This is a genomic window from Rhizobium sp. YJ-22 (assembly GCF_029601685.1).
Taxonomy (GTDB): Bacteria; Pseudomonadota; Alphaproteobacteria; order Rhizobiales; family Rhizobiaceae; genus Metarhizobium.
Map to the genome: position 1 here is coordinate 803,597 of NZ_JARRIR010000001.1, position 20,339 is coordinate 823,935.

General features: G+C 64.7%; 19 protein-coding genes. 9 read left to right on the forward strand and 10 right to left on the reverse strand.

What is annotated here, in order from left to right; all coding sequences use genetic code 11:
* Nucleotides 1–32: 32 nt before the first annotated feature.
* From P7F60_RS03890 to P7F60_RS03900, 3 genes are all read left to right on the forward strand, one after another.
* A complete protein-coding gene (locus tag P7F60_RS03890; RefSeq protein WP_277916371.1) occupies nucleotides 33–539 on the forward strand; it encodes a cupin domain-containing protein in 507 nt (168 codons plus the stop codon).
* 80 nt (nucleotides 540–619) lie between these two features.
* Nucleotides 620–1,567 carry a glutathione synthase gene (gene gshB / locus P7F60_RS03895; RefSeq protein WP_277916372.1) on the forward strand — a complete coding sequence of 316 codons (948 nt, stop codon included), beginning with the start codon at nucleotides 620–622 and terminating at the stop codon, nucleotides 1,565–1,567.
* A gap of 164 nt (nucleotides 1,568–1,731) precedes the next feature.
* Nucleotides 1,732–3,264 (forward strand): YifB family Mg chelatase-like AAA ATPase, encoded by a 1,533-nt coding sequence (locus P7F60_RS03900; RefSeq protein ID WP_277916373.1) that lies wholly within the window; start codon nucleotides 1,732–1,734, stop codon nucleotides 3,262–3,264.
* 66 nt (nucleotides 3,265–3,330) lie between these two features.
* Here the strand turns inward: P7F60_RS03900 and cysK are convergent, their stop codons facing one another.
* Entirely contained in the window at nucleotides 3,331–4,299 is a 969-nt protein-coding gene (gene cysK / locus P7F60_RS03905) for a cysteine synthase A (protein ID WP_277916374.1), read from the reverse strand.
* A gap of 122 nt (nucleotides 4,300–4,421) precedes the next feature.
* Nucleotides 4,422–4,667: a DUF2188 domain-containing protein gene (locus P7F60_RS03910; RefSeq protein WP_277916513.1), complete on the reverse strand. Its 246-nt coding sequence runs from the start codon at nucleotides 4,665–4,667 to the stop codon at nucleotides 4,422–4,424.
* 189 nt (nucleotides 4,668–4,856) lie between these two features.
* Here P7F60_RS03910 and P7F60_RS03915 point away from each other — a divergent pair, with 189 nt between their 5' ends.
* From P7F60_RS03915 to P7F60_RS03940, 6 genes are all read left to right on the forward strand, one after another.
* Nucleotides 4,857–5,018, forward strand: a complete 162-nt coding sequence (locus P7F60_RS03915; protein ID WP_277916375.1) for a hypothetical protein — start codon at nucleotides 4,857–4,859, stop codon at nucleotides 5,016–5,018.
* A 266-nt stretch (nucleotides 5,019–5,284) separates the two neighbouring features.
* Complete coding sequence (locus tag P7F60_RS03920; RefSeq protein WP_277916376.1) at nucleotides 5,285–5,746, forward strand: YbaK/EbsC family protein; 462 nt, start codon at nucleotides 5,285–5,287, stop codon at nucleotides 5,744–5,746.
* 140 nt (nucleotides 5,747–5,886) lie between these two features.
* The gene (locus P7F60_RS03925) at nucleotides 5,887–8,193 is read left to right on the forward strand and encodes a transglycosylase domain-containing protein (RefSeq protein ID WP_277916377.1); all 2,307 of its coding nucleotides are present in this window, start codon (nucleotides 5,887–5,889) and stop codon (nucleotides 8,191–8,193) included.
* A 282-nt stretch (nucleotides 8,194–8,475) separates the two neighbouring features.
* Complete coding sequence (gene dnaK, locus P7F60_RS03930; protein WP_277916378.1) at nucleotides 8,476–10,392, forward strand: molecular chaperone DnaK; 1,917 nt, start codon at nucleotides 8,476–8,478, stop codon at nucleotides 10,390–10,392.
* Between the two features lie 181 nt (nucleotides 10,393–10,573).
* Nucleotides 10,574–11,707 (forward strand): molecular chaperone DnaJ, encoded by a 1,134-nt coding sequence (gene dnaJ, locus P7F60_RS03935; protein ID WP_277916379.1) that lies wholly within the window; start codon nucleotides 10,574–10,576, stop codon nucleotides 11,705–11,707.
* A gap of 112 nt (nucleotides 11,708–11,819) precedes the next feature.
* A complete protein-coding gene (locus P7F60_RS03940) occupies nucleotides 11,820–12,329 on the forward strand; it encodes a MarR family transcriptional regulator (protein ID WP_277916380.1) in 510 nt (169 codons plus the stop codon).
* Nucleotides 12,330–12,383: 54 nt separating this feature from the next.
* Here the strand turns inward: P7F60_RS03940 and P7F60_RS03945 are convergent, their stop codons facing one another.
* From P7F60_RS03945 to P7F60_RS03980, 8 genes are all read right to left on the reverse strand, one after another.
* Nucleotides 12,384–13,058 (reverse strand): amino acid ABC transporter permease, encoded by a 675-nt coding sequence (locus tag P7F60_RS03945; protein ID WP_277916381.1) that lies wholly within the window; start codon nucleotides 13,056–13,058, stop codon nucleotides 12,384–12,386.
* An 82-nt stretch (nucleotides 13,059–13,140) separates the two neighbouring features.
* Nucleotides 13,141–13,938 (reverse strand): ABC transporter substrate-binding protein, encoded by a 798-nt coding sequence (locus tag P7F60_RS03950; protein ID WP_277916382.1) that lies wholly within the window; start codon nucleotides 13,936–13,938, stop codon nucleotides 13,141–13,143.
* A gap of 88 nt (nucleotides 13,939–14,026) precedes the next feature.
* Nucleotides 14,027–15,235 (reverse strand): pyridoxal phosphate-dependent aminotransferase, encoded by a 1,209-nt coding sequence (locus P7F60_RS03955; RefSeq protein WP_277916383.1) that lies wholly within the window; start codon nucleotides 15,233–15,235, stop codon nucleotides 14,027–14,029.
* A gap of 106 nt (nucleotides 15,236–15,341) precedes the next feature.
* Nucleotides 15,342–16,829, reverse strand: coding sequence for an aldo/keto reductase (locus P7F60_RS03960; protein WP_277916384.1), 1,488 nt, complete (start codon nucleotides 16,827–16,829; stop codon nucleotides 15,342–15,344).
* Between the two features lie 36 nt (nucleotides 16,830–16,865).
* Entirely contained in the window at nucleotides 16,866–17,846 is a 981-nt protein-coding gene (locus tag P7F60_RS03965) for a branched-chain amino acid ABC transporter permease (RefSeq protein ID WP_277916385.1), read from the reverse strand.
* Complete coding sequence (locus tag P7F60_RS03970; protein WP_277916386.1) at nucleotides 17,846–18,754, reverse strand: branched-chain amino acid ABC transporter permease; 909 nt, start codon at nucleotides 18,752–18,754, stop codon at nucleotides 17,846–17,848. The genes P7F60_RS03965 and P7F60_RS03970 overlap by 1 nt, the downstream gene beginning before the upstream one ends.
* The gene (locus P7F60_RS03975) at nucleotides 18,751–19,500 is read right to left on the reverse strand and encodes an ABC transporter ATP-binding protein (protein WP_277916387.1); all 750 of its coding nucleotides are present in this window, start codon (nucleotides 19,498–19,500) and stop codon (nucleotides 18,751–18,753) included. The genes P7F60_RS03970 and P7F60_RS03975 overlap by 4 nt, the downstream gene beginning before the upstream one ends.
* Nucleotides 19,497–20,303 (reverse strand): ABC transporter ATP-binding protein, encoded by an 807-nt coding sequence (locus tag P7F60_RS03980; RefSeq protein WP_277916514.1) that lies wholly within the window; start codon nucleotides 20,301–20,303, stop codon nucleotides 19,497–19,499. The genes P7F60_RS03975 and P7F60_RS03980 overlap by 4 nt, the downstream gene beginning before the upstream one ends.
* Nucleotides 20,304–20,339 lie beyond the last annotated feature (36 nt).

The following is a 20,339-nucleotide window of genomic DNA, read 5'->3' on the forward strand; positions in this document are numbered from 1 at the left end:
CGTTTTGGGACATTGTATAATTGGGGGCAAGTATGGTCTGGAAAATGATGCTGGCGAGTGCTGCGACGATGGCGATGCGCGTGGTGCCGCCGAATCTTCTGTCGGGCAACACCATGCCGCCGCTGGTCACCGCGCCCATGGGCGAGATGGAAATGACGCCCGCGCCGATCAATCCGGCCTGGGTGCTCTCCGGCGACCCGCAGGCGCGCGCCGCCGAACATTCCCGCAGCCCCGACGACGCCGCGCTGACTGCCGTCTGGGATTGCACCGACGGCAGCTTCCGCTGGTATTTTCCCTGGGACGAGACCGTGCTGATCCTTGAGGGCACCGTGCATGTCACCGCCGCGGACGGGTCGACGCGAACACTGAAGACCGGCGACATCGCCTATTTTGCCGGCGACACCTGGGCGACCTGGCAGGTGGAAGGCTATGTGCGCAAGATCGCCTTCCTGCGCCGCCCCTTCCCCAAGCCGCTGGCCGCCGCCATCCGCATCAAGCGTTTCCTGACTTCGGGCGGATCGGTCGGCCTCGCCGCCTGACTTCGGGCGCCCCCGTTGCCATCGGCGCCGGCGCATCCTAAATGGAAGCGCGCGAACTCAGCGGGGAGCCCTTCGAGCCTATGGCCAAGATCAAGAACGTAGCGGTCCAGATGGACCATGTTTCCGGCATCAGCATTGCCGGGGATTCGACCTTTGCCATGAGCCTGGAAGCGCAGGCGCGTGGCTACAAGCTGTTCCATTACACGCCCGACAAGCTGACCATGCGCGACGGCACGATTTTTGCGACCGTCGAGGAAATGGCGCTACGCGACGTCAAGGGCGACCATTTCACCCTCGGCACGCCGGAGCGCATCGACCTCGCGACCATAGACGTCGTCCTGCTGCGCCAGGATCCGCCCTTCGACATGGCCTATATCACCTCCACGCATCTGCTCGAGCGCATCCATCCGAAGACGCTCGTCGTCAACGACCCGGCCTGGGTGCGCAATTCGCCGGAAAAGATTTTCGTCACCGAATTCGCCGACCTGATGCCGCAGACGCTGATCACCCGCGATCCCGCCGAGATCGCCCGATTCCGCGCCGAAATGGGCGACATCATCCTCAAGCCGCTCTACGGCAATGGCGGCGCCGGCGTCTTCCATTCCTCGCGCGACGACCGCAACTTCTCCTCCCTGCTCGAAATGTTCGCACAGATGTTCCGCGAACCCTATATCGCCCAGCAATACCTGCCGGATGTGCGCAAGGGCGACAAGCGCATCATCCTCGTCGACGGCAAGCCGGTCGGCGCCATCAACCGCGTGCCGGCCGAGCATGACAGCCGCTCCAACATGCATGTCGGCGGCCGCGCCGAAGCGACCGAACTGACGGCGCGCGAGCGCGAAATCTGCGAGCGCATCGGCCCGTCTTTACGCGAACGCGGCTTCCTGCTCGTCGGCATCGACGTCATCGGCGACTACATGACCGAGATCAACGTCACCTCGCCGACCGGCATCCGCGAAGTGAAGAAATTCGGCGGCGCCGACATCGCGGCACTCCTCTGGGACGCGATCGAAGCCAAGAAAAGCTGAGCCTTCCTCCCTCGTTTGTTCCAGCCATACAACCTCCCGCAACCTGATCACACCGGATGCGGGAGATTGTTCATTTTGTGTTCTTGTTTTATTCCATATTCCATGCCAGATTGCAATCCATAACCCGCTGAGGGTGCATCGGATCGGGCGAGAGGGCAGGAAACATGGTGGGGCGCGTCAGCACGCTGGCCTTTCAAGGCATCGAGGGTGTTCCCGTCGAGGTGCAGGTCATGGTCGCGCCCGGCAAGGTGGGCATGCAGATCGTCGGCCTGCCGGACAAGGCGGTAGCCGAAAGCCGCGAGCGGGTGCAGGCAGCCCTTCACGCCTGCGGCCTCGCCTTGCCGCCGAAACGCGTCACCGTCAACCTCGCGCCTGCCGACCTGCCCAAGGAAGGTTCGCATTTCGACCTGCCGATCGCGCTCGGCCTGATGGCGGCGCTGGGCGCTGTGCCGCCTGATGCGCTCGCGGATTACGTCGTTCTCGGCGAACTCAATCTGGACGGCACGCTGGCCCCGGTCGCCGGCGCCTTGCCGGCGGCGATCGCGGCGCATGCGCTCGACAAGGGGCTGATCTGCCCCGCCGACAGCGGCGCCGAAGCCGCCTGGGCCGGCGAGGGCATCGATATTCTCGCGCCCCGCAGCCTGATCGCGCTTGCCAATCATTTCCGCGGCACCCAGAAGCTGTCCCGCCCCGTGCCGGCGATCCGCGCCAATCCCGCCAATTTGCCCGATCTCTCGGAAATCAAGGGACAGGAAAGCGCCAAGCGGGCGCTGGAGGTGGCAGCCGCCGGCGGGCATAACCTGTTGATGGTCGGCCCGCCCGGTTCCGGCAAGTCGATGCTGGCGGCGCGCCTGCCCTCGATCCTGCCGCCGCTCTCGGCCGCCGAACTGCTGGAAGTGTCGATGATCCATTCCGTCGCCGGACAGCTTGCCGGCGGCAAGCTGTCGGACCGGCGGCCCTATCGCACCCCGCATCATTCGGCGACCATGGCGGCGCTGGTCGGCGGCGGCTTTCGTGGACGACCGGGCGAGGCCTCGCTTGCCCATCACGGCATCCTGTTTCTCGACGAATTCCCCGAATTCTCGCCGCAGGTTCTGGATGCCTTGCGCCAGCCGCTGGAAAGCGGCGAATGCATTATCGCCCGCGCCAATCACCGCGTTTCCTACCCCGCCAATATCCAGCTCGTCGCGGCGATGAACCCCTGCCGCTGCGGCATGGCCGGCGAGCCCGGCCACAGTTGCGCCAAGGGTCCGCGCTGCATGAGCGATTACCAGGCGCGCATTTCCGGGCCTTTGATGGATCGCATCGATATCCGCATCGACGTGCCCGCCGTTTCCGCCGCCGACCTCATCCGTCCCCGCGCCGCCGAGAGCAGCGCGACGGTCGCCGCCCGCGTGGCGCGTGCAAGAGACATGCAGCGCCGGCGCTATGTCGCCGCCGGCCTGCCGGCCGCGACCACCAATGCCCGCTGCTCCACCGCCCTGATCGAGGTGGTGGCGGAACCGGACGAGCCGGGGCTGAAACTGCTGCGCGATGCCGCCGAGAAAATGAAATTCTCCGCTCGCGGCTATCATCGCATCCTCAAGGTGGCGCGCACGCTGGCCGATCTCGAGGGACAGGAAACGGTCGGCCGCATCCATCTGGCGGAAGCGATTTCCTATCGCATCGCCGGCGAGCGGCTGACGGCGGCGGCGTGAGGCCGGCGCTTCCGGCAAGAAGGAAGGCCGCACCGGGACAGGCGCGACCCTTCGCTCTTTGAAAAACTAACCGCCCAGCCCCTCGAACAGCGCGGTCGAAAGATAGCGCTCGGCGAAGGAGGGGATGATGACAACGATGGTCTTGCCGGCATTTTCTTCGCGCTGGCCGATGACGGTGGCCGCCGCCAGCGCCGCGCCCGAGGAAATGCCGACCGGCACGCCTTCGAGGCGGGCGACGAGGCGGGCATTGCCGAAGGCGTCGTCATTGCTGACGGTGACGATCTCGTCATAGACGTTGGTGTCGAGGATTTTCGGGGCGAAACCGGCGCCAATGCCCTGGATTTTGTGCGGGCCAGGATTGCCGCCGGAAAGCACCGGGCTGTCGGTCGGCTCGACGGCGACGACCTTGACCGAGGGCTTCTTGGATTTCAGAACCTGGCCGGCGCCGGTGATCGTGCCGCCGGTGCCGATGCCGGCAACGAGGATATCGACGGCGCCATCCGTGTCGTTCCAGATCTCCTCGGCGGTGGTTCGGCGGTGGATTTCCGGATTGGCTGGGTTTTCGAACTGCTGCGGGATGATCGCATCCGGCAGGTCGGCGGCCAGTTCCTCGGCCTTGGCGATGGCGCCCTTCATGCCCTTCGGCCCCTCGGTCAGCACCAGTTCCGCCCCGAGCAGCGCCAGCATCTTGCGGCGCTCGATCGACATGGTCTCCGGCATGGTGAGGATCAGGCGATAGCCCTTGGCGGCGGCGGCGAAGGCAAGCGCGATGCCTGTATTGCCGGAGGTCGGCTCGATCAGCACGGTCTTGCCGGGGGTGATGCGGCCCTGCTCCTCCAGCGTTTCGATCATTGCCACGCCGATGCGGTCCTTCACCGAGGCGATCGGGTTGAAGAATTCCAGCTTGGCCAGCAGGTTGGCCTTGATGCCCTTTTCGCGCGCAAACTTGTCGAGGCGGACGATCGGCGTATCGCCGATGGTCTCGGTTATCGAGGAATAGACGCGGCCGCGGCCGGGCTTGCGGGGTTCGGACATGTTCTCTCTCCCTTGGTGCGCGATATGTCTGCATGGACAATAGGGGCAATCGCGCCCCTATTCCAGTGGCCGGCACCGTAACCGGCGCGGAAGAAAGATCACGATCCGGCGATGCGGAAAGATCAGTCCTTGGGATCGACCTCGACCTCAGGGCGGTCGCCGCCATCGACATGCTCGTGGCGCCAGCGACCGTCGCCGGCCTGGTAGTCGATCTCCGCATTGTCGCCGCCGACCTGCTGGCGCTCGGCGGCGCGGCGGGCAGCGGCCAGTGCTTCGTCGTGGGAGGCAAAGGGTTCGGACCAGACGTCGCCCAGCCTATAGGCCCAGCCGCCGTCATGTTCCGCGATATGGTAGGTGATCTGCATGATGGGGTCTCCGGTGCGGGCCGGCGCTCGCCGCCGGTGTCCGCCGCCCTTCAAACCCGCAATCGGCGCCGGTGGTTCCATCCGGCCTGGAACAATGGCGGCCTGATGTCGTTGGTCTCTGATATCGACGCATGCCATCGCCGCAAGGCTGCCCGCGTTTTCGCAGGGGCCGAAACCCATCAGGAGAATGCCATGAGCTATCCCGTCGAACCCATTCCGGAGCCCGCCAAGCCACCCGTTCCGCCGCCGCTCGATCCGCCTCCGCCGATTTCCGAACCGGAACCGGACCGCCTGCCGGACGAGGCGCCACTGCCCAATCCGGACGAAAACGACAATCCGGCCAAACGTCTATGATAAAGGAGAAAGCGGGAGGCTGAAAATGAAAGTGCCCGGCGCGGGAGGAGGAGGCGCCGGGCACTGATACTGACTGACAATCGGGAGGAGGAGGATCGTCAGTCCAATCGGGCGGCACTGGGAGGAGGAGTGTGCCGCGTCGACGAGAGGAACTATACACGATTCCCGACTAAAAAACAGGCTTTTATTGCAGCGCAGCAATGCGTAATTCGCATAGCTCAACGCCAGGGATTGAAGCCGCGGCCAAGCTCGCTTATTCAGGCTCCATGAGCATCGAATCCGTCCGCGCCTTTTTCCGGGCCAACGCACCCGATATCGACGTCATCGAAACCGAGGCCAGTTCGGCGACGGTGGCGCTGGCGGCCGAAGCCCATGGCGTCGAACCCGACCAGATCGCCAAGACGATCTGCATCCGTGTGGGCGAGCGCACGGTGCTGGTGGTGATGGCTGGCACGGCGCGGCTCGACAACCGCAAATGCCGCGAGACACTCGGCGGCAAGCCGCGCATGCTGGCCGCCGACGAAGTGCTGGAAGCGACCAGCCATCCGGTCGGCGGCGTCTGCCCCTTCGGCCTGTCCTCCGCGCTGCCGGTCTATTGCGACCGGTCGCTGGAAAAATTCGACACCGTCGTTCCCGCCGCCGGCGCCACCAATGCCGCCGTGCGCATCCCCCCGCAGCGCATGGCCGCGCTGACGGCGGCCGAATGGGTCGACGTCGCACAAGGGTGACACCCCCACCGCACCTTTGCCAACGATCTTAAGAAGGCGTTAAATCGCCGCATTTAAAGTTCAACGGGACTGCCGGGCTCGCCTGTGATGTCACAGGCTTGAGGCGATTTCAGCAACCAACGGGGCAGCGTCGGTCGGGTATGGCAGGAAAAGGCAAATCGCGGCAGCGCATCGAACCGACTTTCGACACAGGTCGAGGGGCTGGCGACCGCGACGACGAATTTCGCCTCGGCGCCGGCGACCGGGTCACGGGCAGCGGGCGTGGTTCGGGTGGTGGACGCCGCGAGAACCCGAAGCCTGCCAAATCCGCGTCGCGAAAGAGCAGCAAGCGCCGCTCCGGCGGAAGCGGAGGCCTGATCGGCCTGCTGCGTCGCCTTGTTTACTGGTGCCTCGTGCTCGGCATTTGGGCCGGCATCGGCGTTGCCGGTCTGGTGGTCTATTACGGCGCGCGCATGCCCAATGCCAGCACCTGGGCGATCCCCGACCGGCCGCCGAACGTCAAGATCGCCGCCGTCGACGGCTCGATCATCGCCAATCGCGGCGATACCGGCGGCGAGGCCTTGTCGCTGCAGACCATGTCGCCCTATATCCCGCAGGCGGTGATCGCCATCGAGGACCGGCGTTTCTATTCACATTTCGGCATCGATCCCTTGGGCCTTGGCCGCGCCATCGTCACCAACCTGACGACGGGCCGCATGGTGCAGGGCGGCTCGACGCTGACGCAGCAGCTCGCCAAGAACATGTTCCTGTCTCAGGAGCGGACGCTGGAGCGCAAGGTGCAGGAAGTGCTGCTCTCCTTCTGGCTGGAGCAGCATTATACCAAGGACCAGATCCTGGCGATGTATCTCAACCGCGTCTTCTTCGGCTCGAACGCCTATGGCGTCGAGGCGGCGTCGCGGCGCTATTTCAACAAGTCGGCGCGCGACGTGACGCTGCGCGAGGCGGCGATCCTCGCCGGCTTGCTGAAGGCGCCGTCGCGCCTGTCGCCGGCGCGCGATCCGCAGGCGGCCGAAGCCCGCGCCCAGCTCGTGCTCGAAGCCATGCGCGAAGAGGGTTTCGTCACCGATAAGGAAGTGGCGACCGCCATGTCGCAGAAGCCGACCCGGGCGAAGAGCTTCTGGTCCGGCGCCGAGCATTATGTCGCCGACATGGTCATGGACCAGCTTCCCGGCCTGATCGGTGACGTCAAGGAAGACCTGATCGTCGACACGACCATCGACATGGGGCTGGAGAAGAAGGCCGAAAGCGCCATCGCCCATGCTCTCGACAAGGACGGCCGCAGGCTCAACGTCTCGCAAGGCGCGCTCGTCGCCATCGACGGCACCGGCGCCATCCGGGCGCTCGTCGGCGGGCGCGACTACGCCGAAAGCCAGTTCAACCGCGCCGTCAAGGCCAGGCGCCAGCCGGGCTCGGCCTTCAAGCCCTTCGTCTATTCGGCGGCGCTGGAAATGGGCATCCGCCCCGGCTCGATCCGTCGCGACGCGCCGGTCAGGATCGGCAAGTGGACGCCGGAGAATTACGACCAGAAGTTTCGCGGCGAGGTGACGCTTGCGTCCGCGCTGGCCAATTCGCTCAACACCATCGCGGCACAGCTCGTCATGGAAGTCGGGCCGGACCAGGTGACCAAGCTTGCCCATCGCATGGGCATCGAATCGGATCTGCAGGCGAATGCCTCGATCGCGCTCGGCACCTCGGAAGTGACGTTGACGGAGCTCACGGCGGCCTATGCACCGTTCATGAACGGCGGTTACAAGGCAACCGCTCATGTCATTCGCCGCGTGACCACGGCCTCGGGCAAGGTGCTCTACGAAAACACCTATGACAATCCGCCGCGCGTGCTCGCTGAAAATGTCGTCGCCAATATGAATGCCATGCTGATGCGGGTCATTACCGAAGGCACCGGCAAGAAAGCGCGGCTGGACGGCTGGCAGGCTGCCGGCAAGAGCGGCACGACGCAATCGTTTCGTGACGCGCTGTTCGTCGGCTATACCAGCAATTTGACGACCGGCGTCTGGTTCGGCAACGACGACGGCAAGTCGATGAAGAAGGTGACCGGCGGCGGCTTGCCGGCGCTCGCCTGGCACGAGTTCATGACAGCCGCCCATAAAGGCCTGACGCCGGCGCCGCTGTTCGGTAACGGCCAGCCCGTCGACGACATTCCGGCAAGCACGATCGAACCCGCGGCGGAAGCGCCGGCCAATATCGGCGACATCATCAGCAATGCCGATCCCAACCCCTATCCGCCGGTGCCCGTCGGCGCGGAACCGATGATGTCGGCGGCCGGCGGCGGCATGGACGTGCCGGCCGGCATCCCCGCACGGCTGCCCGAACGCGGCCATGGCGGGGCCGGCGTCGATCCCGATCTCATCCCGCCCGCAGACGTTGGCGGCGGCGGAACGCCGGCACCCCGCCGGCAGACGCTGCTCGACGTTCTCATGGGCAATTGATTCCCCGTATCCGGAGCTTTCCCTTGCCCGAATCGCCGGCACGGCGCAGCATGGCGCTCCGCCTTGCGCAGCCGTCGCGAAGGCCGCCGAACAAATCGTCATAAACGGCCCAATTTGCCGAATTCCGGCGCATCAACCGCCTTGCAGTCGCGAAAACTGCTTCTTATATACGCCGCATCGCTGCAGTGACCGCTGCGAAATCCAGTGACCAATCCCGTTAAGGGGCTGTCCATGGAATGCCTTTACGAGGGTCCCGACAGCTTGCTTCAAGGAGAGAATGATATGGCAAAAGTAATCGGTATCGACCTGGGAACGACCAATTCCTGCGTCGCCGTCATGGACGGCAAGGATGTCAAGGTGATCGAGAATGCCGAAGGCGCGCGCACGACGCCGTCGATGGTGGCATTTTCCGACGACGGCGAGCGCCTCGTCGGCCAGCCGGCGAAGCGCCAGGCCGTCACCAACCCCACCAATACGCTGTTCGCAGTCAAGCGCCTGATCGGCCGCCGCTACGAAGACAAGACCGTCGAGAAGGACAAGGCTCTCGTCCCGTTCAACATCGTTCGCGGCGACAATGGCGACGCCTGGGTCGAAGCCAATGGCAAGGGCTATTCGCCCGCCCAGATCTCGGCCATGATCCTGCAGAAGATGAAGGAAACCGCCGAATCCTATCTCGGCGAAAAGGTCGAGAAGGCGGTCATCACCGTTCCTGCCTACTTCAACGACGCCCAGCGCCAGGCCACCAAGGATGCCGGCCGCATCGCCGGTCTCGAAGTGCTGCGCATCATCAACGAGCCGACGGCTGCCGCGCTCGCCTACGGCCTCGACAAGAAGGACGGCAAGACCATCGCCGTCTACGACCTTGGCGGCGGCACCTTCGATATCTCCATCCTGGAAATCGGCGACGGCGTCTTCGAAGTGAAGTCGACCAACGGCGATACCTTCCTTGGCGGTGAAGACTTCGACATGCGCCTGGTCGAATATCTCGCGGCCGAGTTCAAAAAGGACAGCGGCATCGACCTGAAGAACGACAAGCTCGCCCTTCAGCGCCTCAAGGAAGCTGCCGAAAAAGCCAAGATCGAGCTGTCCTCGTCGCAGCAGACCGAAATCAACCTGCCGTTCATCACGGCGGACGCTTCCGGTCCGAAGCACCTGACGCTGAAGCTGACCCGCGCCAAGCTGGAAAGCCTGGTCGACGACCTCGTGCAGCGCACTGTCGCTCCCTGCAAGGCGGCCCTGAAGGATGCCGGCGTCAACGCCTCCGACATCGATGAAGTCGTTCTGGTCGGCGGCATGAGCCGCATGCCGAAGGTGCAGGAAACCGTCAAGCAGTTGTTCGGCAAGGAGCCGCACAAGGGTGTCAACCCGGATGAAGTCGTCGCCATGGGCGCCGCCATCCAGGCCGGCGTTCTCCAGGGCGACGTCAAGGACGTGCTGCTGCTCGACGTGACCCCGCTGTCGCTCGGCATCGAAACGCTGGGTGGCGTCTTCACCCGTCTGATCGATCGCAACACGACGATCCCGACCAAGAAGAGCCAGACCTTCTCGACCGCCGAGGACAACCAGCAGGCCGTGACCATCCGCGTCAGCCAGGGCGAGCGTGAAATGGCCGCCGACAACAAGCTGCTCGGCCAGTTCGACCTCGTCGGCCTGCCGCCGTCGCCGCGCGGCGTGCCGCAGATCGAAGTCACCTTCGATATCGACGCCAACGGCATCGTTCAGGTTTCGGCCAAGGACAAGGGCACCGGCAAGGAACAGCAGATCCGCATCCAGGCCTCCGGCGGCCTTTCGGACTCCGACATCGAGAAGATGGTCAAGGACGCCGAAGCCCATGCCGCCGAGGACAAGAAGCGTCGCGAAGGCGTGGAAGCCAGGAACCAGGCCGAAAGCCTGATCCACTCCACCGAGAAGTCGCTGAAGGACTATGGCGACAAGGTCTCGGAAGCCGACCGCAACGCCATTTCGGATGCGATCGCCTCGCTGAAGACCGCCATCGAAGCTTCCGAGCCGGATGCCGACGACATCAAGGCGAAGACGCAAGTCCTGACGGAAGCTGCCATGAAGCTCGGCCAGGCCATCTATGAGGCCCAGCAGGCCGAAGGTGGTGCGGAAGCCGCAAAGGGTGATGACAACGTCGTCGATGCCGACTACGAGGAAATCAACGACGACGACAACAACGACCGCAAGCGCTCCGCATAAGGCTGGGCCAAGGCTGTCATGTCATGAATTTCCGGCTGCTTCGGCAGCCGGAACGCTATGAGCAGGTCCGGAGAGCGCGCGAGGCGCGGGCCCGATGGATTTGCGTACAACAAAAGAGATAGGGCGAAGCCGCTTTTCCAGGAGAAGCGGCAAAGTTCTGTTGACCGGGGTCTTCAACCGAATGGCAAAAGCTGATTTTTACGAAACGCTCGGCGTTTCCCGGACGGCGGACGACAAGGCACTGAAAAGCGCCTTTCGCAAGCTGGCGATGCAGTATCACCCGGACAAGAATCCCGACGATACCGAGGCCGAGCGCCGCTTCAAGGAAATCAACGAAGCCTATGAAACGCTGAAGGATCCGCAGAAGCGCGCGGCCTATGACCGCTTCGGCCACGCCGCCTTCGAAGGCGGCATGGGCGGCGGTGGCGGCGGCTTCGGTGGCGGCGCCGGCGGTTTCTCCGATATCTTCGAGGATATCTTCGGCGAGATGATGGGCGGCGGACGCCGTCGCTCCAGCGGCGGGCGCGAACGCGGCGCCGACCTGCGCTACAACATGGAAATTTCACTGGAGGAAGCCTTCTCCGGCAAGACGGCGCAGATTCGCGTGCCGACCTCGATCACCTGCGACCTCTGCACCGGCACCGGCGCCAAGCCCGGCACCAGCCCGAAGACCTGCGCCACCTGCCAGGGCTCGGGGCGCGTGCGCGCCGCGCAAGGCTTCTTCTCGATCGAACGCACCTGTCCGACCTGCGGCGGGCGCGGTCAGACGATCACCGACCCCTGCACCAAATGCCATGGCGCCGGCCGCGTCACCGAGGAGCGCTCGCTCTCGGTCAACATTCCCTCGGGCATCGAGGACGGCACCCGCATCCGCCTGCAGGGCGAAGGCGAAGCCGGCGTGCGCGGCGGCCCGGCGGGCGATCTCTACATCTTCCTGTCGGTCAAGCCGCATGAATTCTTCCAGCGCGACGGCGCCGATCTTTACTGCACCGTGCCGATCTCGATGACCACGGCGGCGCTGGGCGGCAAGTTCGAGGTGGCGACACTGGACGGCACCAAGTCGCGCGTCTCCGTGCCGGAAGGCACGCAGCAGGGCAAGCAGTTCCGCCTTAAGGCCAAGGGCATGCCCGTGCTGCGCTCGACCCAGGTCGGCGATCTCTACATCCAGATCCAGATCGAGACGCCGCAGAACCTGACCAAGCGCCAGCGCGAGCTGCTGCAGGAATTCGAGCAGATCTCGTCGAAGGAAAACAGTCCGGAATCCACCGGCTTCTTTGCCCGGATGAAAGATTTCTTCGATACGCTGAGCAACTGACGAAAAGGGCGGCATGAACCGCCCTTTTTATGCCCGGCCCGAAACCTTTGACATTTCAAATATTGCCGCTTAGACCTTTGGTGTGAGCATTTACAAGGGGATCCGGCGTCGGATGGCGGAGACGGACAACAGCGCGATCGATCTGGAAATCATCGCCCAGGGCGGCGCCGGCAAGCCGGAACTGCGGCTGTGGCTGCGCATGCTCTCGACCACCAAACTGATCTCCCAGGAAATCCGTCGGCGCCTGCGCGCCGAATTCGGCGCGACGCTGCCGCAGTTCGACCTGCTCGCGCAGCTCTATCGCGAGCGCGAGGGCCTGCGGCTCGGCGAACTCTCCAAGCGCACCATGGTCACCAACGGCAATGTCACCGGCCTCGTGGAGCGGCTGGAGGCGGACGGTTTCGTCATCCGCGAGACGCCGGACGGCGATCGTCGCGTCACCGTCGCCAAACTGACGCCGCGCGGAGAAACCTATTTCAGCGCCATGGCCGCCGCCCATGAAGGCTGGCTGCGCGACATCATGGCCGATGTCGAGCCGGCGACCGTTTCGACGCTGCTCGGCGAGATCGGCATCGTCAAGGCCTCCGCCAACAATCACCTGTCAGCCGGCCCCGCCGATTGAGTTTTCCCGTGCAACTCCCAACGGAAAACCGCTACGCACTTCTCCTGGAATTGCTTAGCGCTTCTTCTCTTTCTGAAACTTCTTTTCGAGCAGGCTGACGAAGCGCACCATCGGCCAGAGGCAGGCGATGTAGATCAGCGCCGCGCCGATCAGCGGCGTCGGATTGGCGTGCAGCGCCTGCGCATCCGTCGCTTCCTTCAGAAGTTCCGGCAGGGCGACGGTGGAGGCGAGCGCGGTATCCTTGAACATCGACACGCAATTGCTGGTGGTCGGCGGGATGACGATGCGCAGCGCTTGCGGCAGCACCACCTTGCGCAGCGTGATCAGGAAAGGCAGCCCGAGCGCCGCAGCCGCCTCGAACTGGCCGGTCGGCACGCTTTCGATGCCGGAACGGAATACCTCCGCCGAATAGGCGGCCATGACGATCGACAGGCCGAGCGCCGCCGACGTCCAGGACGAGAAGCGCAGGCCTAGGAACGGCAGCGCATAATAGATCAGGATCAGCACCACCAGCACGGGCGCCGCGCGAAAAATATCGATGTAGAGGATCGCCAGCAGCCTGAGCGGCTTTGGCGCATAAAGCCTGACGAGGCTGATGGCCAGACCGGCCGAAACGCCGAAAACGATGCCGGCGATGCCGAGCAGGAACGTGTTCAACAGGCCGCGCATCAGCGCCGGAAAACTGGCGATGAGAACGTCGATGTTGAAGAAGGTATCGGCGAGCGTCATGGCGGGCTCATCTCAAATGGCGTTCATGCGAAAACCTCGCGCCACCCGGAAAGGCGGCGCGAGGTGACGGCGGAAATCCGGCTCAGGGCGTCGGGATCGGCAGCTCGGTGACGGTGGCGGAGCCGGCCGGCGGCTCCGTGCCGAACCATTTCTTATGGATCGCGGCCAGCGTGCCGTCCTTCTTCATCGCAGTGATCGCGTCATTGGCCCTGTGCAGCAGCGGATGGTCCTTGGTCATCATCAGGCCATATTGCTCACCGGTCTTGATGCGCACCTTCACTTCGAGATCCTTCATCTTCAGGAACGCATACTGCATGCCGGGGATGTCGCTGACGGCGGCATCGATGCGGCCGGCATTCAGATCCATCAGCATGTCCTGCTGGGCGTTATAGCCCTTGACCTCGGTGATACCGAATTTTTCCTGGTTTTCCTTCGACCACTTGTCGCCGGTGGAACCGGAGAGCACGCCGACGATCTTGTCCTTCAGGTCGCCTTCGGCGGCCAGCGTCGAATCCTTCTTCACGGCAATGCCCATGTCCGAATCGTAATAGGGCTGCGTAAAGGACTGGCTGGCAAGGCGCTCCTTGGTAATGGTGATCGAAGAAATAGCGACGTCGATACGGCCGGAGCTGGTAGCGGCGAACAAGGCCTGGAAACCGAGGTCGGAGATTTCGGTCGTCATGCCGAGACGCTTGGCGACCTCCGTGGCGATGTCTACCTCGAAGCCCTCGAAAGTGCCGCTTTCATTCTTGTATTCGAATGGCGGATTGCTCGGATAGGAGCCGATCTTCAGGGCTTCCGCGGCGGCGATCGAGGCCGTGCCCGAAAGCAGGCCGATGGCGGCCATCAGGCCAAACACATGTCGTCTGGTGAAATTCATGGCATTCTCCCTCTGGCGTTATAGCCATTCTGTTGTTGTTTTCCTGCGTCTTTCGCCGGCGCAGGGGCCGGCGAATACTGAAGACCCGTCAGCGCAAAGCCTCGACCATGCGATCCAGCGCCTCAGCCAATTGCCCCGTCTCGCGGAACACGCACATGCGCAGGAAAGCGCGCGAGGAGTCGCCGAACAGATAGCCGGGCGCGAGGCCGACGCGGGCTGATTCGAGGATGCGGGCGCAGGCGATGCCGGAATCGGCCTCGCCCTCCAGCCCGAAAAAGGCATACATGCCGCCCTTCGGCTTGTCCGGCAGGATGATGCCGGGGATCTGCGACAGGCGGTCATAGGCGAGATCGAGGCCGGTCTTGACCCGCTCGCGGATATCCCCGATCAGCCCCTCGCCATTGCGGATCGCCGCCACGGCGCCGGCCTGGACCGCGCCCGAGGTGCCGCTGTTGATATATTGCGTCATCGCCGCCAGATGGCCGGCGACGCTGGCCGGGTGGCTCAGCCAGCCGATACGCCAGCCGGTCATCGCCCAGGCCTTGGAAAAACTGTTGATCGAGATGACCCGATCCTCGTCTTCGGCGATCTGCAGGATCGACGGCGCCACCGGCCCGTCGAAATAGAGCCGGCCATAGACCTCGTCGGAAATGATCCAGATGCCGGTGCGGCGGCTGAACTCCAGCAGCGCCTGCATCTCGTCGCGGCTGGCTGTCCAGCCGGTCGGGTTCGACGGCGTCGACAGGAAAATCGCCCGAGTGCGGGCATCGCAGGCCGCGAACAACTTGTCGAGGTCAAGACGGAAATCGGTGTCGAAATCCAGGGCCACCGGGCGCGGCTCGCCGCCGATCAGGTGGATGGCGTTGTGGATGTTCGGCCATTGCGGCGAGACGTAAACGACATTGGTGCCGACATCGACCAGCATTTCCAGCGCGATGTAGAGCGCCTGCATGCCGCTCGGCGCCACCGTCGTGCGCTCAATGCCGATGCGGCGGCCATGCAGCGCCGTCTGGTAATCGGCAAGCGCGGTGTTCAGCGCCTCCATTCCCCGCATGTTGGGAATGTAGAAGGTGTTGCCGTCATCAAGCGCCGCCTTGGCAGCGTCGCGGATGAAGGCGGGCGTGACCATGTCGCCCTCGCCATACCAGAGCGGGATGACATCACCGATCTCGCGGGCGCGCAAGGCCAGCGCGGCGATATTCTCGGTCCTCAGATCCTGAATTTGCGGGCGAATGCCGGAGAGCGCCGTGCGCTCTCTGTTATGCCCCTCACCAAACGAAGCATTCTCTCGCGCCATCGACGACCTTTCCTGGAACCGACTTGAGACTGATCGTGAGACAAATCCGGCCGGTTTTCAAGCGAGAAGTTTTAAGTTTAAAAAAATTCCATGCAAATTCATGTTTTCAATCGACGATCGCCTCGACATCGATTTCAACCAGGTAATCGCCGACCAGATCTCCGGCCGCCAGCAGCGTATTGGCGGGGCGGATCTCGCTGAAATAACGGCCATGGATGCGCGAAACAGGCTCCCAGTCGTCGATGTTTTTCAAGAAGACGCGGCTGCGCACCACATCCTCCATCCGCGCGCCAAGCGCGGCGAGGCTCGCGGCAATCTTGTCGAGGATGAAGGTGGTCTGGCCGGCGGGATCGCCGGGGCAGACGACTTCGCCCGAGCCGTTGGTCGCCGTCGTGCCGCTGACCATGACGCGGTCCTTGACCCGCACTGCACGGCTGTAGCCGGCCAAGGGTTCCCAGACGCTGCCGGAATCGACCCGCAGCCGGCCGGGACGGCCGGGCACGGGTTGCGCCGAAAAGTATTTCGGGACAGCGTCGAGATGGTGGCTGAGATCGCCCGAGGCGGTCAGGAAGGGCGGCTTGCGGTATTCGTCGCCGCAATCGCCCGAAAGCATCGCCGTCGTCGCCAGCGCGGCATCTATGACGGCCTTGTCCCCGGCATCCAGCGCGAAGCCGAAGAGTTTCAGGTTGTCGCCGCGATGCTCGCGTTCGCCGAGCCGCGCGCCGATGATGGTGGCGGCAACCGCCTCATGCTCCAGCACCCAGCGGGTGGCGACGTTGGAGACCGAAACGCCATGCTTCTTCGCCACCGTGTCCAGCGTGCCGAGAATCGCCTGCAGCGCCGGCCAGCCGCCGATCTCGTCGACGAAACGCTTGTATTTCGATTTGCTCCAGTCGCCGATATCGCCCTCGGCCGGCTCCGGCTTGCCCAGCCAGCGTTCCGACATCAGCCCGCCGGCCAGTGTGCCGTAAGCCAGTAGCCGGACGCCGTTTTCCAGGCAGAAGGCGCTCATTTCGCCGGCGGCGCGGCGGTCGAGCAGCGAGAAGCAGACCTGGTTGGAGACCACGGGAATGCCGTGTTTGACCAGCACCTGCAGATGCGCGGTATCGAAATTGGTGAGGCCGATATGGCCGATCAGGCCCTCCTCCTTCAGTTCAGCCAGACCCTTCATGGCATCGAGATAGGCGGGATGTTCGAAGGTCCACCAATGGAACTGCATCAGGTCGATGCGTTCGACGCCGAGGCGCTTCAGGCTGCGCTCCACGCCTTCGCGCACCACCGAAAGCGGCATCGGCCCCGGCACCGGGCACCATTTGGTGAAGGCGACCGGGCGATGCTCGCCGGCCTTTTCGCCAGCGGCGACCCGCGACAGCAGGCGGCCGGCGATGATTTCGGCGCTGCCGTAATGGTCGGCCATGTCGAAACTGTCGAAGCCGGCCCTGGCGTAATCGAGCAGCACCGAGGACATGGCGTCGGGGTCGAGCGCCGGGCGGTCGCGCTCCATGTCCGCCACCTGCCACAGGCCGGTGACGATACGGCTGATGTTCAGGTCGGGCGCGAGCTGGAAGCGGTCGGGAGCGATGGGAAGCGTCATGGGCGTCGATCCGTTCGGTCGGAGAAAAGGGAGGTGTCAGCCGGCTTTTGCCGGCTTGGCGTCGGTGTGGCGCGAGACGTTGATGCGCTCGCCGAGCAGGCCGCGCGGCCTCAGCAGCAGGGCGAGCGACAGCAGCACACCGATGCCGGTGATCTGCAGGGCTGCGGCACGCGCCTGCTGCTCCGGCGGGAAGAAGACGGTGATGGCGCTGCCGGAAACGCTCCACAGCGCCCAGATGGCGACGCCGCCGAGGATGGCGCCGAGATTGTTGCCGGAGCCGCCGATGATCAGCATGGTCCAGACCTGGAAGGTCAGTGTCGGCAGGTAGTTTTCCGGGGCGATGAAGCCGATGAAATGTGCCTGTACCGCGCCGCCCAGCCCCATGATCGCGCCCCCGAGCACGAAGGCTTGCAAGCGATAGTGCGACGGGCTCTTGCCGAGCGAACGGGCTGCCTCCTCATCCTCGCGCACGGCGCGGAGCACCCGGCCCCAGGGGCTGCGCACCAGCCGCTCCAGCCCGATATAGAGGATGAGCACGACCAGCGCGACGGCGGCGAGATTGGCGAAATTGAACAGCAGCGCATCTTCCGCCCAGCCGGAAAACAAGCGCGGGATGAAGCCGATGCCGAACGGGCCGCCGGTAATCGCCTGCGCATTCAGCGCCACGAGCTGGATGGTGACAGCGATGCCGAAGGTGGCGATGGCGAGGTAATCGGAGCGCAGGCGCAGCGTCAGCAGCCCTACGAAACCGGTGGCGGCGGCGGAAACCAGCATGGCCCCGGCCCAGCCGACGAGGATCGGCAGGCCGAAGCCGCCGAGATGGGTGTCGCTCGGCGGCGTCGTCAGGATCGCCGAGGTATAGGCGCCGATGGCGACGAAACCGGCGACCCCGACATTGAAGAGACCCGTCTGGCCCCATTGCAGGTTGAGGCCAAGGCAGATGATCGCATAACTCAGCGCGGTCGCGAGGAAGAAGGCGAGATAGCCGGCAAGGCCGGAAGAGAAGAAATCGAGCATCAGGCTTTTCCTCCCATGATGCCTGCGGGGCGCACCAGAAGCACGGCGATCAACAGCACGAAAGCGACGGCGGCGCGCCATTCCGCGCCCACGGTCTGCACCGCAAAGGCTTCCGCCAGCCCGACGATCAACCCGCCGAGAAGCGCGCCTGGGATCGAACCGATGCCGCCGAGGATCGCGGCGGCAAACAGCGGCAGCAGCAGATCGAAGCCCATATAGGGACGGATCTGCACCAAGAGCCCGACCATGACCCCGGCAAAGCAGGCGAGCCCGCCGCCGATCATCCAGGTGATGTTGACGATGCGCCCGACATCGATGCCGGCGACGCGGGCGAGATCGGGGTTTTCGCTGACGGCGCGCATCGAGCGGCCGGTCTGGGTGCGGGTGAGCAGCAGGTGGATCGACAGGACGAGAATGCCGGTCATGACGATCAGGATCATCTGGTCGGGCGTGGCGCGCACGCCGAGCCCGAGTTTCTGGGCGATCTGCAGCTTCTTGCTGAAATAGGTCGGCGACGAGGTGAAGATGAATTCCAAGAGGCTTCGCAGCGCCATCGACGCGCCGAAACTGGCCATCACGGCGGTGATGGTGTTGGCGCGGCGGCGCAGCCGCCGGAACAGCAGGTAATCCAGCGCTAAGGCCAGCAGGCCGGTGAGCAGCACGGCGATCACGGTCGCGGCGATCAGCGTCCAGCCGAAGGAAAAGGGGGCGATGGCGGAGACATTGCCGCCGGCCATCCAGCCGAGCAGGGTGGAGGCGGCAAGTGCGGCATAGGCGCCCCAGGCGATGAATTCGCCATGGGCGAAATTGGAAAAGCGCAGGATCGAATAGGTCAGCGTCACGCCGATGGCGCCGAGCCCGATAATCGAGCCGGTCAGCAGCCCGTCGACCACGAATTGCAGATTCATCGCATCCCCTCCCCGTCCTGCCGGATCTTGCCGCCGCCGAGATAGAGGGCGGCGATGGCCGGGTCGTTCCACAGATCCTTCGCCCCGCCCTCATGGGCATTGCGGCCCTCGGCGAGGATATAGGCGCGGTCGGCAATGGCGAGCGCCGCCTTGGCGTTCTGCTCGACCAGCACGACGGTGACGCCGGCCCGGCGCACCGCGGCGAGATTGACGAAGACCTGCTCCACCAGTTTTGGCGAAAGCCCCGCCGAGGGCTCGTCCAGCATGATGACGCGCGGGGACACCATCAAGGCGCGGGCGACCGCCACCATCTGCCGCTGGCCGCCGGAGAGCCGGCCGGCCGGCAATTTGCGCTGGCGGGCGAGATCGGGGAACATGTCGAACATATCCTGCAACCTTCCGGCCCGCGCCGATTTCGGCAGGATGCCGGCGGCGAGCAGGAGATTGTCCTCGACGCTCATCAGCCCGAAGACGTTTTCGGTCTGCGGCACGAAGGCGAGGCCTTCATGCACGAGGCGATGGGCGGGCACGGCGGCGATCTCGCGCCCCTCCAGCCGCACCGAGCCGGAGACCTTCGGCACCAGCCCGGCAATCGACTTGATGAAGGTGGATTTGCCGGCCCCGTTCGGCCCGAGGATGACGACGATTTCGCCCGGCGCCACCGTCATCGACGCGCCGCGAACGATGGGCACGCCGGGATCGTAACCGGAAACCAGGGCGGAGACGGCAAGGATGGGCTCGCTCATGCGAGATGCCCTCCGCCGAGATAGGCCTCGATGACGCGCGGATCGGCGGCGACGGCGGCCGGCGTGCCTTCGCAGAGCAGCTTGCCGGTCGCCATGACGAAGACATGGCGGCAAAGCCGGGCGATCATATCCATGTTGTGCTCGATGATCAGGAAGGTGGTGCCGCGCCGGTTGATCTCGATAATACGATCGATGATGACTTCCAGCAGGCTCGGATTGACGCCGGCGGCGGGCTCGTCGAGCAGGATGATGCGCGGTTCGGCCATCAGCACCCGGGCGAGTTCCAGCAGCTTGCGCTGGCCGCCGGAGAGCACCCGCGCCGGCTCGCGGGCGAGATGCGTCAGCGTCACGAATTCGAGCAGCGCCATCGCCTTGTCATAGGTCTCGCGCTCCTCGCGGGCGACGCGGCCGGGGGCCAGCCAGTTGGGCAGGATGCGCTCGCCGCTCTGGCCCTTGCGGCCGAGCATGACGTTTTCGACCAGCGACATCTGCCCGAAGGGACGAGGGATCTGGAAGGTGCGGCCGAGGCCGACCGAGAGGCGGCGATGCGCCGGCTGCGTCTCGACGCTCTCGCCCTCGATGAGGATGCGGCCTTCGCTGGGCGCCATGGAGCCGGCGATGAGATTGAACATCGTCGTCTTGCCGGCGCCGTTTGGGCCGATCAGGCCGGCGATCTCGCCATCGCGGATCGAAAAGGAGACGCCGTCGACCGCCGCGACGCCGCCGAAGCGCTGCACGACCTTTTCCACCGCCAGCAGCGGGCGTGCCGCCTGCCCGTCTCGCCGGCCTGTCGCCTTCGGCATGTCCGCCTCGATTTCCAACGGCAACCTCCAAAAAAG